This window comes from Nostoc sp. 106C (assembly GCF_002154725.1).
Classification (GTDB): domain Bacteria; phylum Cyanobacteriota; class Cyanobacteriia; order Cyanobacteriales; family Nostocaceae; genus Aulosira.
The window spans coordinates 1-14,760 of record NZ_MTAW01000096.1 but is presented as its reverse complement, the minus strand read 5'-3'; the positions used below and the strand labels follow the sequence as shown (position 1 = coordinate 14,760).

Annotated in this window: 14 protein-coding genes and 3 pseudogenes; 4 read left to right on the top strand and 13 right to left on the bottom strand. The window is 41.5% G+C overall.

Features of this window, described 5'->3' with window-relative positions; genetic code table 11:
• Positions 1 to 180: 180 nt before the first annotated feature.
• From BV375_RS38705 to ureC, 3 genes and pseudogenes are all read right to left on the bottom strand, one after another.
• Complete coding sequence (locus BV375_RS38705) at positions 181 to 312, bottom strand: hypothetical protein (RefSeq protein WP_279432924.1); 132 nt, start codon at positions 310 to 312, stop codon at positions 181 to 183.
• Between the two features lie 66 nt (positions 313 to 378).
• Positions 379 to 1,189: pseudogene (locus tag BV375_RS35945) on the bottom strand (transposase).
• Positions 1,190 to 1,192: 3 nt separating this feature from the next.
• Entirely contained in the window at positions 1,193 to 2,908 is a 1,716-nt protein-coding gene (gene ureC / locus BV375_RS12210) for an urease subunit alpha (RefSeq protein ID WP_086760779.1), read from the bottom strand.
• A 246-nt stretch (positions 2,909 to 3,154) separates the two neighbouring features.
• Here ureC and BV375_RS12205 point away from each other — a divergent pair.
• Both BV375_RS12205 and BV375_RS12200 read left to right on the top strand, forming a co-directional pair.
• Positions 3,155 to 3,337, top strand: a pseudogene (locus BV375_RS12205) (element excision factor XisH family protein); the annotation flags it as partial.
• Positions 3,328 to 3,657 (top strand): XisI protein, encoded by a 330-nt coding sequence (locus BV375_RS12200; protein ID WP_086760775.1) that lies wholly within the window; start codon positions 3,328 to 3,330, stop codon positions 3,655 to 3,657. The pseudogene BV375_RS12205 and the gene BV375_RS12200, both read left to right, overlap by 10 nt.
• A 69-nt stretch (positions 3,658 to 3,726) precedes the next feature.
• Here BV375_RS12200 and BV375_RS12195 read toward each other — a convergent pair whose 3' ends face one another.
• The 7 genes from BV375_RS12195 to groES all read right to left on the bottom strand — a co-directional run bounded on the left by BV375_RS12195 (position 3,727) and on the right by groES (position 9,693).
• On the bottom strand, positions 3,727 to 4,032 hold the full coding sequence (locus tag BV375_RS12195; protein ID WP_086760772.1) for an urease subunit beta: 306 nt from the start codon (positions 4,030 to 4,032) through the stop codon (positions 3,727 to 3,729).
• Positions 4,033 to 4,050: 18 nt separating this feature from the next.
• Positions 4,051 to 4,353: an urease subunit gamma gene (gene ureA / locus BV375_RS12190; protein ID WP_086760770.1), complete on the bottom strand. Its 303-nt coding sequence runs from the start codon at positions 4,351 to 4,353 to the stop codon at positions 4,051 to 4,053.
• Between the two features lie 39 nt (positions 4,354 to 4,392).
• Entirely contained in the window at positions 4,393 to 5,238 is an 846-nt protein-coding gene (locus BV375_RS12185) for an urease accessory protein UreD (protein WP_086760768.1), read from the bottom strand.
• A gap of 31 nt (positions 5,239 to 5,269) precedes the next feature.
• Positions 5,270 to 6,556, bottom strand: a complete 1,287-nt coding sequence (locus BV375_RS12180) for a photosystem II assembly protein (protein ID WP_086760766.1) — start codon at positions 6,554 to 6,556, stop codon at positions 5,270 to 5,272.
• Positions 6,549 to 7,487, bottom strand: a complete 939-nt coding sequence (locus BV375_RS12175; RefSeq protein WP_086760764.1) for a radical SAM protein — start codon at positions 7,485 to 7,487, stop codon at positions 6,549 to 6,551. Before BV375_RS12175 ends, BV375_RS12180 begins: the two co-directional genes overlap by 8 nt.
• Positions 7,488 to 7,643: 156 nt before the next feature.
• Positions 7,644 to 9,281 carry a chaperonin GroEL gene (groL, locus tag BV375_RS12170; protein ID WP_086760762.1) on the bottom strand — a complete coding sequence of 546 codons (1,638 nt, stop codon included), beginning with the start codon at positions 9,279 to 9,281 and terminating at the stop codon, positions 7,644 to 7,646.
• A 100-nt stretch (positions 9,282 to 9,381) separates the two neighbouring features.
• A complete protein-coding gene (gene groES, locus BV375_RS12165; protein WP_086681770.1) occupies positions 9,382 to 9,693 on the bottom strand; it encodes a co-chaperone GroES in 312 nt (103 codons plus the stop codon).
• A 336-nt stretch (positions 9,694 to 10,029) separates the two neighbouring features.
• Here groES and BV375_RS12160 point away from each other — a divergent pair, with 336 nt between their 5' ends.
• Both BV375_RS12160 and BV375_RS12155 read left to right on the top strand, forming a co-directional pair.
• Positions 10,030 to 10,503, top strand: coding sequence for a ferredoxin (locus tag BV375_RS12160; protein ID WP_086760758.1), 474 nt, complete (start codon positions 10,030 to 10,032; stop codon positions 10,501 to 10,503).
• A 331-nt stretch (positions 10,504 to 10,834) separates the two neighbouring features.
• Positions 10,835 to 11,512, top strand: coding sequence for a response regulator transcription factor (locus tag BV375_RS12155; RefSeq protein ID WP_010997804.1), 678 nt, complete (start codon positions 10,835 to 10,837; stop codon positions 11,510 to 11,512).
• A 662-nt stretch (positions 11,513 to 12,174) separates the two neighbouring features.
• Here the strand turns inward: BV375_RS12155 and BV375_RS38700 are convergent.
• The 3 genes and pseudogenes from BV375_RS38700 to BV375_RS12140 form a co-directional block, all read right to left on the bottom strand.
• A complete protein-coding gene (locus BV375_RS38700; protein WP_279432925.1) occupies positions 12,175 to 12,945 on the bottom strand; it encodes a hybrid sensor histidine kinase/response regulator in 771 nt (256 codons plus the stop codon).
• A 36-nt stretch (positions 12,946 to 12,981) separates the two neighbouring features.
• A pseudogene (locus BV375_RS12145) lies at positions 12,982 to 14,155 on the bottom strand (IS4 family transposase).
• Positions 14,156 to 14,172: 17 nt separating this feature from the next.
• Positions 14,173 to 14,367, bottom strand: coding sequence for a transposase DNA-binding-containing protein (locus tag BV375_RS12140; RefSeq protein WP_086760754.1), 195 nt, complete (start codon positions 14,365 to 14,367; stop codon positions 14,173 to 14,175).
• Positions 14,368 to 14,760 lie beyond the last annotated feature (393 nt).

The window sequence follows — 14,760 nt, the reverse complement described above, 5'->3', positions numbered from 1 at the left end:
AATTTGGGAGAGTAGTGTTTCCAGCATTGTGATCGCACCCTCACCACAAAATAGGCGATCGCTTATTCTCCAGCAGTGAGATTATCTAAGAGTTGCTGAAATTCGGCTGTGGAAGAAATTGCGTAGACGCGCAGCGGCTTGTCGAAGACATCTTACTCTCACCACAAAATAGGCGATCATTTATCCATCAACCTTAAAACGCTGTTTAATTGGATAAAATCCATAAAACGCAACATCTTGCAATGTTAATGCATCAGTCTGTGATGCCAATACATCGGCTTGCAATGTTAATGCATCAGTCTGTGATGCCAATACATCGGCTTGTTATGTTAATACATCAGAGCGATGCCTAGCGGCAAGCCCTTCGTGTCTACGCATTTATTCCCCTGAGGTAATACTATCCAAAACTTGCTTAAATTCGGCTGTGGAAGGAATTGCGATCGCTCTTTTATGAAGTGTTTTCAGTACCGATGCTTCTGCTATACGATTAATAGCTTCCACAATAGCACTTGGCACTTCTCCAAACCGTGTTTCTAAAACTTCAATCACGCTTTCTCTAGCATTTTCCACAATCCCTTCTTCTTTTGCTAATCGTTCAATACTCGTTACGTACCGCATTCTATTTACCTCTTCGTAATTTCTCACTTCTGTTTTGAAACTACTTGCCAATTCTTTTGGTAAAACCATCACCCAGTCGATAAACCGGAATAGTTCTTGAATATCTTCCCGGCTATATCCTCTTTCAAAGAGTCGTCTGACTAGGCTTAGTTTCCACTGTAGCCGACTTTCTGGGTTGCGTTGCGTCGCTTTGGTTTTGAGATGCGCCATCACAATTATCCCAAAGGGGTTGGTAAGCTAACCCGCCTTTAAGTTGCAGAATCCTTAGCCTCAGAAAGACGCGGCGACGCGGAGAAAGGGAGACGCGGAGATGCAATTTTAATGATTATTAGCTTAGTTTGCTCTAGAGTTTCCTATGTTTGTTCATAGTCCAATAACTTAGCTGTGGGAATCTCTAAGCTGACGCGACATCCCCTTCTAGCTGTTGCAGTTCTGTGTCCAGAAATTCATACGGTCGTGTCCAGTCGATCGCGGCGTAAGCTAGGGTGAAAAAGAATTCTAGAAAGCGGGGAAAATATAGCTCAATGATTTCTTTCCAAGGACTATCGTAATCGGTAGATTGCTCGGTCATGGATTAAAACAAAAAGTATCTTTGCGCCATTGGTAAAACTGTTGCAGGTTCACAAATCAACAATTCGCCATCAGCTCTGACTTCATAGGTTTCTGAATCTACTTCAATATGAGGTAGCGCATCATTCAGTTTCAAATCTCGTTTACTTATTTGGCGTGTCCCGGAAACTGCTACGGCTGATTTTCGCAAACCTAACTGGCTGGGAATCTCCCTTTCTAAAGCCGCTTGAGAAACAAAAGTTAACGATGTGGCGTGACGCGCACCACCAAAACTGCCGAACATCGGTCGCATATGCACTGGTTGCGGTGTGGGAATACTGGCGTTAGCGTCGCCCATTTGCGACCATGCGATCAACCCGCCTTTAATTACTATCTCTGGCTTCACACCAAAAAATGCCGGTCGCCACAAACACAAATCTGCAAGTTTCCCTTCTTCTACTGACCCGACATACTGGGCTATTCCGTGGGTAATTGCTGGGTTAATGGTGTACTTGGCAACATATCTTTTAGCTCGAAAATTATCTGCTCTTTGCTCTTGGTCTTGCGGGTTAAGGATTCCCCGTTGCACCTTCATTTTGTGAGATGTCTGCCAAGTGCGAATTATTACTTCCCCTACCCGCCCCATCGCTTGGGAATCGGAAGAAATCATGCTAAACGCGCCTAAGTCGTGCAAAATATCTTCGGCGGCGATGGTTTCTCGACGGATACGAGACTCAGCAAAGGCGACATCTTCGGCGATCGCTGGATCGAGATGATGGCATACCATCAGCATATCCAGGTGTTCGTCTAAGGTGTTGAGGGTGTAAGGGCGTGTGGGATTGGTGGAAGATGGGAGAACATTCGCCTCGCCACAAACTTTGATAATATCTGGTGCGTGTCCACCGCCTGCGCCTTCGGTGTGGTATGTGTGGATGGCACGATTTTTAAAAGCTGCGATCGTATCTTCGACAAATCCGGCTTCGTTGAGAGTGTCGGTGTGAATTGCCACCTGTACATCATACTCATCGGCAACGCTAAGACAGGTGTCAATAGTTGCGGGTGTGGTTCCCCAGTCTTCATGCAGCTTTAACCCCATTGCACCGGCTTGTACTTGTTCAACAAGTCCTTGGGGTTGGCTGGCGTTACCTTTACCTAAAAACCCTAAGTTCACAGGAAACGCATCAGCAGCTTGCAACATCCGGTACATATTCCAAGGACCTGGGGTGCAGGTGGTGGCGTTTGTACCCGTAGCTGGGCCTGTACCACCGCCAATCATCGTAGTAACTCCGGAGGCGATCGCCACTTCAATTTGTTGAGGGCAAATAAAATGAATATGGCTATCGATACCGCCAGCCGTGAGAATCATCCCTTCTCCAGCTAAGGCTTCGGTTCCTGGACCAATAATAATATCTACATTATTTTGAATATAAGGATTGCCGGCTTTCCCAATTTTAAATATCTTGCCGTCTTTAATACCAATATCAGCTTTAACTACACCCCACCAATCAAGAATTAAAGCATTAGTAATTACTAAATCTACAGCACCATCAGCATTAGAAATAGGGGATTGTCCCATCCCATCTCTGATGACTTTACCACCACCAAATTTCACTTCATCGCCGTAGGTGGTGAAGTCTTGTTCTACTTCAATAAATAATTCTGTATCAGCAAGTCGGACGCGATCGCCTACTGTCGGACCATAGGTTTCCGCATAAGCACGGCGATCCATTCTGTAAGGCATAATGCAACTCCTGGTGATGGTGTTGATTTAAATATTTTTCAGCAACCTGAGGCAACTAAAGTAAAAATTTTTGTATAGCTTTATTTTTACGATGATGTTTAATTTAGGGAAATAAATATTAATGAAAGAGGTTTATGCTATAAATGAGCGTTCTTGGAGGCTTAAACAGAATGACCCTAGCAGAGTTAATTCCCATAGCTCGCAAGCTTTCTCCATCAGAAAAACTCAAGCTAAGCCCTAGGACAATTCATCAACTATCAATTTGCCCTAGAAGAGTTTGAACCAGAACGAAAGCTTTATCTAGCAGTACCTAAGTCCATTTACAACTCATTTTTTCAGCGTCGCTTTGTGCGATCAATGGTTGAGCGAATGAAAATTTGCTTACTCATTTATGATGAAAAACTGGAGGTTTTAGTTCAATGGATATAGAAAAATATCGTCAAATTATACAACAGCTAATTCTAGAACGGGCACAGAGGCGATCGCCACAATCGGAAATTGAAACTCAAGCTATTCTGGATACTGAACGAGATCACTACCTCTTACTGCATACAGGCTGGCGGAATGATCGTCGAACACATGGATGTAGTTTGCATCTTGATATAAAAGACGGGAAAATCTGGATTCATCATGATGGAACCGAAAGCAGTATTGCTACCCAATTACTCGAAATGGGTGTACCAAAAGAAGATATTGTTTTGGCTTTTTATTCTCCTTTCATGCGTCAATTCACTGAATTTGCCAGCTAACAGAGGAATTTTACTTCGTAATTTCAATTATTTCTATGCTTTTTTAAGCATATAAGGAAGCAGAAGCTTTTAGAGGTTTCCGTTAATTTTGGCGTTGAAGCCGTAGACTTGACGAGTACCAACAAGGGCGACGAGAGTAATTTCTTTTTCATCGCCTGGTTCAAAGCGAACTGCTGTACCTGCGGGAATATCGAGGCGCATTCCTCGCGCTTGTTCTCTGTCAAAGTTTAAGGCAGAGTTAACTTCAAAAAAATGGAAATGTGAACCCACTTGTATCGGGCGATCGCCTGTATTTGCCACTTGTAATTTTATAGTTTGACGACCAGCATTTAATTCAATTTCTCCTGCTGGTGTGATAATTTCCCCTGGAATCATACGTTACTCATTTCCAAATTAACGAATGGGATTATGCACAGTCACCAACTTTGTTCCATCAGGAAAAGTTGCTTCCACCTGCACTTCATGTACCATTTCTGGCACACCTTCCATCACATCATCTCGCGTTAACAAAGTTGTGCCATAACTCATCAATTCTGCGACAGTTTGCCCATCTCTCGTGCCTTCTAAAATCGCAGCAGAAATATAAGCAACTGCTTCGGGATAATTTAATTTCAAACCTCTTTCCTTACGTCTTTCTGCTAATAAAGCAGCAGTAAAAATCAACAACTTATCTTTTTCCTGCGGCGTAAGTTGCATTTTTTCCTCCTCTGTGTTCTCTGCGCCTCTGTGGTTTAATCAAACCAGCCAAACTCTAGGTACACAGCTACCACGACTCAAAAACTCAACCCGTAGCATCTGCCAAACAGACGTAAACCAGTTTCTCACCTCAGATGACGAAGCACCGCGATATCTACATAAAAGTCCATGTTGTAACAGTGTCACTCCCGCCTGTCCTGCACCATGCCACAAACTGCGTGCTTTTTCTACGATTTCTGAGTCAACCGGATTACCAACCCAAACTAAACTACCCACTATTGGTTGTCCAGCCAAGCCGTGGGGACTGTGGAAAACCTCTTCGCTACCCGGTAAATATTGGCGATCGATCCACAAAGGAACACCTTGCTGCCAAATTTCGGTATGCGATCGCCATTCTCCTTGCAAAAACTTCTCTCCTCTAGCACTGCGCCCTAATCGCGTAATTTCCCAGCCTAACCACCTGGCTTCGGTTGCTAATTCTACCCGTAAATCTTGCCGATAAATCGCACCGTTAAACAGAATTGTTTCTTGGGGTAACCACTCTAAACAAGCGCCAGCATCAACTTTTATGTCTATGGTTTGTCTAGCTTGCTGTCCGTTGCTGCGGTATATCTTACTGGCTGCGGCTGTAGTGATTAAAGCTTGTGCGTGGGGTTGAAGGTGGAAATTGAGAGACAAGCAATCGCCTCCTACTACTCCCCCAGCCGTATGTAGAATTACGCTATGACAGACTCTTTCACCTTCTGGATAAAACGGACGCTGTACCTTTAGCGGTGCTTGCTGGTGGTTGTAAATTAGCTGGGTGGTATTTAGGCGATCGGCATAGACTAAATTCAGTTTGCCATGCCAGCTCCAGCTTTCTACGCTATGTAGATCAGAATTCATGTATCAATTAAACATTAAATGATGATAAGGTTCATTTTTTCGCCAAAATTACGTAATCATCTAATTTATAGTTAGAATCATGTTTCTGTTTGAAATACTTCTGAATCATCTGCGTCATGTAAATTTGCTTAGGAAGTTTCTCTTCAGCAAATTTGGCAAATTCCCTAGCAGAACAAGGTATTCTAGAATTTCTAGAAGTTAAATATTTATACCAAACAAGCTCTAAACCGAGTTCCGAAGTTAATTTTATAACTACATTTCTTTCTGTTTCTTGGTCTTCAATTTGTTGAGCATTGTAAAATTTAAATAATTTTTTATCTTGTACAATTAATAAAACGTAACCTTCGTTTTTAAGGCAATTAGCAAATAGATATTTGTAAATATTATTGGCTTGTAATCTAGCAGATGTATCTGAAAAGAAACAGTGAGAAATGACAATAAAATCAAAAAAATCTTGAGGTAATTTATGAGATTTATCTTCCCATGCAAATAAATCAGCAGTTACAAAGCGAAAGTAAGCATTCATTGGATTCATGCTTAATTCTATATACTTTCGCCAAAACTGAAGTCCTCGAAATTGAAATGAATCTTGTTTTTCTAGAGAATAGTAGGATATATGAGTTTGTGATAGATTATCAAAATCACTGATACGTTGCAGAAATAGAGCTAAAGCGTAAGCAACTGTTCCTGGGCCTGCTGCAATATCGAGGATATTAAGTTTATTGCTAAATAAGCCATTTTGATAGATGAAAAACCAAGCTAAATATAGACAATATACATTTTCTAAAAAAAACTTCATAAAGTAGACATGAGGAGTCAGACTAAAATTATAGTCTGGGTCTTGTCCGATTTTTAAATTATTAATATCTTCAAAAGCATCTTCTAGTTTTATAGATAATTGCTTTTCAGGAACTTTACTAAACTCTTCCTGGAGATATTCAACCAATTTTATTTCAAAATTTTCAAAGATATCTTTATCGATTCCAGTAGATTGAATTTTGTATTGATCGTGCTGGATTAATTGAAATCTTTGATAAACTAAATTTACAAATTCTTCATTTGGAGATAACTTGAGATTATCTACTTGTACCTGAGGAAAGTCTGTTAATTTTTTGCTTAAATTTGCTATTTCTTTTTTATAGTCCAGAGAATAACGCTCAAATTGCAGCTTATCTCTAAATAATTTTTCTAACCATGAAAATTTTGCACCAGATTTTTGAATATCATGTAATATTTTGACAGCTTTTTGTGTGTCTCCACGGCTTAATGCTAGTTTGAACTGCTGACTACGCCACCAATTCGCTACAGGATTATTCATAACCAAATCCGTCTTTACCTTCTTTAATTTCTACACCTGTAAGCTGAGAAATTAATTTATCCTTAAACTTCATATAGCTGAATTGCTGATTTTGATACCACCAAGCGTATTTTTGCTTAATTTCTTCAGCTTCTGGGCGGGTTGATGCTATTAGAGAACGGTTATAAGTAGGATGAAAATCTTGAATTACAACTCTATCAGCGATAGATAGTTTATTAATAAAGGCTATTTCATCAGTTACTAAAGTAGGAAGTAGCGGTGTAATAGTAATAGAAATTTTTGGAACAAAACCTTTGAAATTATCTATATTTTTTTTAATCTTTGAAAGAGCATTTAATCTTGCTTTAATACTAGGCGATCGCGGTTCAAAATCCCTACGTACTGACTCACTACCAGTGGGAATACTCATATTAATTCGCAATCTTTGAAATCTTTGTAAATAATCAATATCTCTAGTAATAATGGGGCTGCGAGTTTGGATTACCAATGTGGGTGTAGGATGATTATTATCCCTCACATCAAGCATTACCTCTAACAATCTGCGCGTCAACTGATGCTTAGACTCCAGCGGTTGATATGGATCTGTAACGCTACTCATGTAAATCTTAGGAGGTCTTTGCGGATTTTTTGTGTACCATTTTTGTAATTCCTTTAGTAAAGTTTCAGCAGCATTTTCTTTATAAATTACCCATTTACCCCAATCTTGGCGCATTTTAGTATTGGGGCTAAATGCCGCAGCATAGCAATAACTACAACCGTATTGACATCCACGGTAAGGATTTAGTGTAAAATCGTAAGCATTAATAAACCCATTCGCTTTAGTCAATAAGGATTTAGCATTTTGAGCATAAACATTAGTATCTCCAAATTTTTCTTTAATTAATTTTGTTGGTTTAGTTTCGCAATAGCCTTCATAAGTTGGTTTTGCCATTTCCCAATCTGATAATCTTTAATTTCTATAATTCCCATTTTTAACTTTACTCACTCATATTCTGCTGTTCTAAGCAAAGTCCCAAATCAGCAAAACAAAAAAACAGCCGCCTCCACCAGGAAGCAGCTGTTTTGACAAATAGGGGGCTAGTAAGTATTAGTAATCGAAGTCGCCGCCACCCATGCCAGCACCAGCAGCAGGTGCTGCATCCTTAGGTTCAGGCTTGTCAACTACGATGCACTCGGTTGTCAACACCATACCAGCGATGGAAGCAGCGTTTTGCAGTGCAGAACGAGTCACCTTGGCAGGATCAACGATACCAGCACCAAACAAGTCAACGAATTCGTTGGTTGCAGCGTTGTAGCCAACGTTGAATTCTTTTTCTTTCACACGTTCAGCGATTACAGCACCGTTTTGACCTGCGTTTTCTGCAATTCTCTTCAGAGGTGCAGGTAAAGCACGAGCAACAATCAATGCACCAGTTAACTCTTCACCAGTGAGGTTGTGGTTAGCCCATTCTTCCAGTTGAGGAGTTAAGTGAGCGAGGGTTGTACCACCACCGGGAACAATACCTTCTTCTACAGCAGCTTTGGTGGCGTTGATAGCGTCTTCTAAGCGCAGTTTCTTATCCTTCATTTCGGTTTCGGTAGCTGCACCCACTTTCACAACTGCGACACCACCAGCCAACTTAGCTAGGCGTTCTTGCAGTTTTTCTTTGTCGTAGGAAGATTCGGTTTCTTCAATTTGACGACGGATTTGCTCAATCCGAGCCTTAACAGCGGCTTCGTTACCTTCAGCAACAATTGTGGTGTTGTCTTTGGTAATGGTAATGCGGCGAGCTTTACCCAGGCTATCCAGCTTGGTGTTGTCCAGCTTCAAACCAGCATCTTCAGTAACTAGCTGACCGCCAGTGAGAATGGCGATATCTTCTAGCATAGCTTTGCGGCGATCGCCAAATCCGGGAGCCTTAACAGCAGCGACGTTCAGCACACCGCGTAGGCGGTTAACTACCAAAGTTGCCAAAGCTTCTTTTTCAATATCTTCAGCGATGATCACCAAGGGACGACCAGCACGAGCTACTTGCTCAAGTACGGGTACGAGGTCTTGTACCAAAGCGATTTTCTTATCGGTCAACAGAATGAAAGGCTCATCGAAGACGGCTTCCATCCGTTCTGCGTCGGTAGCGAAGTAAGGAGAGATATAGCCTTTGTCAAAGCGCATCCCTTCGGTGATTTCCAGTTCGGTAGTCATGGATTTCCCTTCTTCTAGGGAAATTACGCCTTCCTTACCTACCTTGTCCATTGCTTGGGCAATCATTTGGCCGACTTCTTCGTCGTTACCGGCTGAGATTGCACCAACTTGAGCAATAGCTTTGGAATCTTCTACAGGACGGGCATGTTCAGCAATTTTTTCTACTAAGAAGTTAGTAGCTTTATCAATACCGCGCTTTAATAAAATTGCATTTGCGCCAGCAGCAACGTTCCGCAAGCCTTCTTTAACAATCGCGTGAGCCAAAACGGTAGCTGTGGTGGTACCATCACCCGCAGCGTCGTTGGTCTTAGAAGCAGCTTGGCGAATTAAAGACACGCCAGTATTTTCAACGTGGTCTTCTAATTCGATTTCTTTGGCAATGGTGACACCATCATTGACGATTTGCGGTGCGCCAAATTTCTTCTCTAGCACTACGTTACGACCTTTAGGACCAAGGGTAACGGCCACAGCTTCAGCTAGGATGTCCATGCCTCGCTCAAGGGCGCGACGGGCGTTTTCGTTGTAGATAATGCGCTTTGCCATAGGTGTCTAATTGAGGGAGTAAGTCAACTTTGTCTTTAAATTTTGGTAATAGATCGCTGGAAATTGGGCACGATCGCCATGCCTCAGGCACCAAGACCCATTAGCTCACAACTGCTAAAATATCTTTTTCAGAAAGCAGGACGTACTCTTCAGTGCCTAGCTTGACATCAGTGCCAGCATATTTGGAGTACAGTACTTTGTCTCCGATTTTGATTTCTGGTTCTTGACGAGAACCGTCATCGTTCCGCTTACCAGGACCAAGGGCGACTACTTCCCCTACCTGGGGCTTTTCCTTGGCGGTGTCGGGTAAATACAGACCACCTGCGGTCTTTTCCTCAGAGGCGCTCACTTTCACGAAAACGCGATCGCCCAAAGGTTTAACTGTCGAAACGCTTAAAGATACAGCTGCCATATGAATTTCTCCAGAGTTAGCACTCTCAACTCCTGAGTGCTAATTTACCGAAGAGAAGCATACAATGGCAACAATTCTTGGTGTACGGGTTCCCGAACTAAGGGATTGGAAGATAGGGGAGAAGGGGTGCAAGGAAGACAAAGGACTCTTGACCCTTGACGCTTGACCATTTTTATTCGTTATTCATGCAGGTTGTTCAAGCATATACTTAAGTATAAATACTTATTTATTTTAAATCTTCAGGTTATGTTGTGTAAGTTACGAATATTTTTATATGAACAAATTTATTTGCAAAGCGGGGAAATTGTTATAGAACTGTAATCAGGGAGCCGCTCGATGAGTAACAATACAGTGATCCAGTGCAGCCGTAAAATCCCCAAAACCACTAAATCTCTAGACAATAAAGCCCTGCGTAATTGTGTAGAAACTTTAGGACTTGCAAAGATTCAAAGACATATTTTTATTTGTGCCGATCAGACAGTTGCCAACTTCTGCTCAAAACAAGCTAGTCTGGAATCCTGGGAATACTTAAAAAAGCGATTGCAAGAGCTAAAATTCGACCAGTCGCAAAACAGTCGTCCCATTTGCGTCGCTAGAACTAAAGCCAATTGCTTGCGAGTTTCTTGTTCTAGACCGATAATGATGGTTTACCCGGATGGTGTCTGGTATCGTCAAGCAAACCCGGAAGTGATTGAGCGGATCATCCAAGAACACTTGATAGGCATAATGGTGGTTGAAGAATATGCATTTTTAACCCATCCTTTGCCAGAAACTTCTCTGGTTGCTTGTGAACATCTGATAGCGGCTTAACATCCAAAGGATATCGTATTAAGTAGTAAGTGCTCTGAAGCGGTGGTTGGTTTTGAGCTAGGGTCATCTTCAGCCAATACTGAACCTGTGAATCGGAAGGATTATTATTTAATCAGCGTTTTTTCACCCGCCACTTTCAAAGCGATATATAATAACGCATTATAAGTTACTACTGCTCTACGTATCCTTACTGGAATATTGCCTATATGCTAGTAGTCTTCTAAACTGTGGTTATCACTGATAAGAATTCCAACAAGCACAGGCAAGTTAAGTGGAAAAAAAGACAACATCTCAAATAATCCACCATAGAGGATAAATATACAAGACCTTGATGGACCGAAGCGCGACAAGTGCCACTGCTATGAAAGAGCCCAGCATGAAAGATCACAAACGACTTCTACTGATTGATGATGACCCTAACCTCATCTTGCTGGTGAAGGATTACTTGGAATTCCGGGGATATGAAGTCATCACCGCTGAAAACGGACGAGAAGCTCTGGAAATTTTAGAGCATGATGTTCCAGATATGATTATCTGCGACGTGATGATGCCGGAAATGGACGGATACACTTTTGTAGAACAAGTCCGGCAAAATGAACGTACTAGCTGGATTCCTGTTCTATTCCTTTCAGCTAAGGGACAAAGTGCAGACCGAGTTAAGGGTCTGAATAAAGGTGCTGACGTCTATATGGTCAAGCCCTTTGAACCAGAAGAACTCGTAGCGCAAGTAGAATCTTCACTGAAGCAAACTATCCGTTGGAAAGAACACCAAGCAAAAGGAGGAGAAAATGGTTCCCGCATCCAAGTTCCCTTCGATGTGCAGTTAACTCCAACCGAACTGAAAGTAGTACAGTTTGTAGCGAGAGGTTTAGCTAACCGGGAAATTGCCGAAGAATTAAATGTCAGTCAGCGTACCGTTGAAAGCCATGTGTCCAATATGTTGGGCAAAACAAATCTCCACAACCGCACTGAACTAGCGCGGTGGGCGATTGAAAATCAAATGGCTTAAATAGCTATCAGCATTCAGCCGTCAGCTTTTAACTGTTTATTTGACTGCTGATAGCTGATAGTTTGATTGGTAACGGTCTACTCACAAGACTAATTGAATTGAGCAATGGTGTGCCAATTCATGCAATTCTTGCGCTCAATTTCAAGACCGATGAATTATAAATTGTGAAGCTCAGAATTAAATTTTTTAATTTGGACTTCATAGTTGATAACTGGCAACAGAGTCCTTGCTCCTTGATTCTGGCAACTCTACCATTTTGCAGAATCTTCACCTTCTGGGTAAACTTGGTGAGCTTGCTTTTGGACTATTATCGGTATTCTATTGCTTACAAGTAGGTGATTATCCCTTTGCTAAAAAGCTTCTAGATGTTGTCAAAGCATACAGGGTCTTCAACTTAGGGCATCAGCACTAGCTTCATACTCTGCTTCACAGATAGTTAATTTGCCGTAATAGTTAGTCTTTACTTCAACATCCCGACCTAAAGATTAGCATTGGGAGGCATTGCCTTCATCAGTAACACTCGCTTGTTTCTACCAAATCAAGGTACGCATCTCCTCATTATGTTGCGCCATGAAATTAAGCAAGCGAGTGTTTATTTACTTAACTAATCCTATGGGGATTTCTATTGCAAATTCTGTCCCATAACCAGGTTCAGATTTGACCTAGATAGTGCCTTTATGTCTCTCGATAATTTGATAGCTAATTGCTAATCCTAACCCTGTTCCTTTATTTACAGGTTTAGTTGTAAATAAAGGGTCAAATATCTTATTGTGTATCTCTGGAGGGATTCCTGAGCCGTTATCTATAATGTTAACTCTGATTGTTTTTATATCAGTTACATCAGTTTTAATGAGAATTTGCTTTTGAGTTTGATGTTCTTGCTTCTCTAATAAGGCATCAATAGCATTACTGAGAATATTCATAAATACTTGGTTAAGTTGTGCCAGAAAACATTCAAATAATGGCAAATCTCCATATTGTTTAATAATTTGAATTTCTTGCTTGATGTAATGATTTAAAAGTAATAGTGTACTTTCAATACCTTCATGAATATTCACAGCTTTTTTTTCAGCTTGATCGAGCCGGGAAAAATTTCGTATTGATAGAACAATTTCTCGAATTCGCTCAGTTTCAATCTGCACAGATGAAAGTATTTTTTGCAAATCATCACCATCCATCGTCGGCATGAGCACATCCATCAAAATTAAATCAGGAGTATCAACTGCACATTTACGCACAGCTACTGCTCGTAACAGTGTGTCATCATGAAAACTGCTTTTGGTAAGGTAATAGTCTGCACCTGCTTCTAAACCCTGAATTCTATCTTCTTCTCGGTCTTTGTAAGAAACGATAATTACAGGTATTTGTTTCAACTTGGCATGATTTTTGATTTCGCTGGTAAGTTCAAAACCATTCATGCACGGCATATCAATATCTGTAATTACTCAGTCATAATCTGACTTTTCCCGTTAAGTCTCTTTTGCAAGCTGCCACCCCTCACAGAGATCGTGCAATTTTAACCAGCCTCGCCACAGTACCTGGATACCAATAGGGGTTTTATGTCGATGTTCTAAGTAGCCCCCTAAACGAGCGATCGCTTGCACAGCCCAACAAATTGTTAATGTCTTGGGTAGTTTTGGTGATTTAGCTTTCAAAATGCGAAGCTGAAGGGGATTGAGGATAATAATTGCGTCGGTGGTTGGCTGAGTGCGGTGTAGATAAGTCAACTGCAACAATTCCACAGCAATTACGCTCAAGAAACCAACTAAAGCTTTCATACCATCAGCAGCAAGTCTGTAGCGTTCCACCTGACAGCCCGATTTAAAAATTTTGTGGTATTCTTCTATGCGCCAACGATACGTATACCAGCGTAAAATCATCGCAGCTGCCTGAATATCTGCAGTAACTTCCGTTGTTAACAACATCCATTCCACAGGTGATTCACCGTCTGGACAATCAATTTCAGTGGCATAAACAGCGTAGACCTGTTGTGGGTCACGGTTATCAAAACGGTAAGGAGTACGGAGATTAATCTGACAAAATCTGATGGACAGTTTGGTTTGGCGAGCAGGACGCTTTTGAGTTGGTGGTAATTCGATTTGTTGTTCAAAACTAATGGGTTGTGCTTCTAGCTTCGACCAAAGACGTTCACTATTAGAATCTAAACTGCGGTTATGAGCCGCACGAACAAGAATTCCTGTGTGCTGAAGTTGACGAATTTTATCAAAAACTTCTGTGATATCGCCTTCGCGGTCAAACACATGAATTACTCGTGTGTGATGACTCACAAGACTTTCGACAGTGCTGATAGCTTCCACCCATTTGTAATAGCACTTTTTGTTCAAACGGACGGTTTCGGGCTTCTTTACGAGCTTGCGCTTGCCGTTGTTTCTTCTGTGTTGAGGTTTCATCTTTTGGTGGCTTCGGCTTTTGCTCCCGATTCCAGAGTTTTTGCCACAACAAACCTATTGATTGACCATTCTGAGGCTCTATGGCTAAGGCACTGTGTAATATTAGACCGTTACCTGCCTTACCAATTGGGCCGTAACCTTCTGTTTTAGCTTTAATACTGCCATAATCAAGAAAACTCGTATCTCCGACGCACAGCACTACATCGTGTTCTGCTACAGTTTCCGCCGTCATTTGACAGTGCGGCTCAATCACCCTGGAAAATTCCACTTTTGGGTTAGCAAAAACTCGTAAGCTCTCTTGAGTACGGTTCCATTGTTGAAAACTTCCGACATTGCCTTGCCAAATCCCAGACTTAGAGCATAACCTATCGACATTGCACGCTCATTTAATCGGCGATCGCCTAGTTCTAAGGTTGCAAAATTTTTCTCCCACCAGTCCAGCATTGCTTGTTACCTTTAGCACCCGATTTTAATTACTGTACCGTATTTGCTGTGTTGTTTCTTAACTCCTTTTCCAGCGAGCTTTTCGAGACTTAACAGGAAAAGTCAGAGTCATAATAACCACTGCGGACTGCGTTCCAGCCATCCATACCATTAACCTGAACTTACCCCTGTGCAAATGTACTAAATAGGCCTCAAAAGCCTGTTTTGAAAGCAATACAGGCTTTTAAATTCTCCTGATTGTACCCATGTAATTTTAGATTTTTTTAATTTTTGGGAGAGGGGTGAAAATGGGATAATTGTAGCCATGTATGTAGAACGAATTCCCAACAGAACCTCTCCTCCAGCCGTGTTGCTTCGCGAGTCATATCGTGAAGGAGATAAAGTGCGTAAACG

What these genes read in the sequence shown, in the direction of transcription:
- ureC (WP_086760779.1), bottom strand. Translation starts at nt 2,908, where the DNA reads ATGCCTTACAGAATGGATCGCCGTGCTTATGCGGAAACCTATGGTCCG.
- BV375_RS12200 (WP_086760775.1), top strand. Translation starts at nt 3,328, where the DNA reads ATGGATATAGAAAAATATCGTCAAATTATACAACAGCTAATTCTAGAA.
- BV375_RS12195 (WP_086760772.1), bottom strand. Translation starts at nt 4,032, where the DNA reads ATGATTCCAGGGGAAATTATCACACCAGCAGGAGAAATTGAATTAAAT.
- ureA (WP_086760770.1), bottom strand. Translation starts at nt 4,353, where the DNA reads ATGCAACTTACGCCGCAGGAAAAAGATAAGTTGTTGATTTTTACTGCT.
- BV375_RS12185 (WP_086760768.1), bottom strand. Translation starts at nt 5,238, where the DNA reads ATGAATTCTGATCTACATAGCGTAGAAAGCTGGAGCTGGCATGGCAAA.
- BV375_RS12180 (WP_086760766.1), bottom strand. Translation starts at nt 6,556, where the DNA reads ATGAATAATCCTGTAGCGAATTGGTGGCGTAGTCAGCAGTTCAAACTA.
- BV375_RS12175 (WP_086760764.1), bottom strand. Translation starts at nt 7,487, where the DNA reads ATGGCAAAACCAACTTATGAAGGCTATTGCGAAACTAAACCAACAAAA.
- groL (WP_086760762.1), bottom strand. Translation starts at nt 9,281, where the DNA reads ATGGCAAAGCGCATTATCTACAACGAAAACGCCCGTCGCGCCCTTGAG.
- groES (WP_086681770.1), bottom strand. Translation starts at nt 9,693, where the DNA reads ATGGCAGCTGTATCTTTAAGCGTTTCGACAGTTAAACCTTTGGGCGAT.
- BV375_RS12160 (WP_086760758.1), top strand. Translation starts at nt 10,030, where the DNA reads ATGAGTAACAATACAGTGATCCAGTGCAGCCGTAAAATCCCCAAAACC.
- BV375_RS12155 (WP_010997804.1), top strand. Translation starts at nt 10,835, where the DNA reads ATGGACCGAAGCGCGACAAGTGCCACTGCTATGAAAGAGCCCAGCATG.
- BV375_RS12140 (WP_086760754.1), bottom strand. Translation starts at nt 14,367, where the DNA reads ATGCTGGACTGGTGGGAGAAAAATTTTGCAACCTTAGAACTAGGCGAT.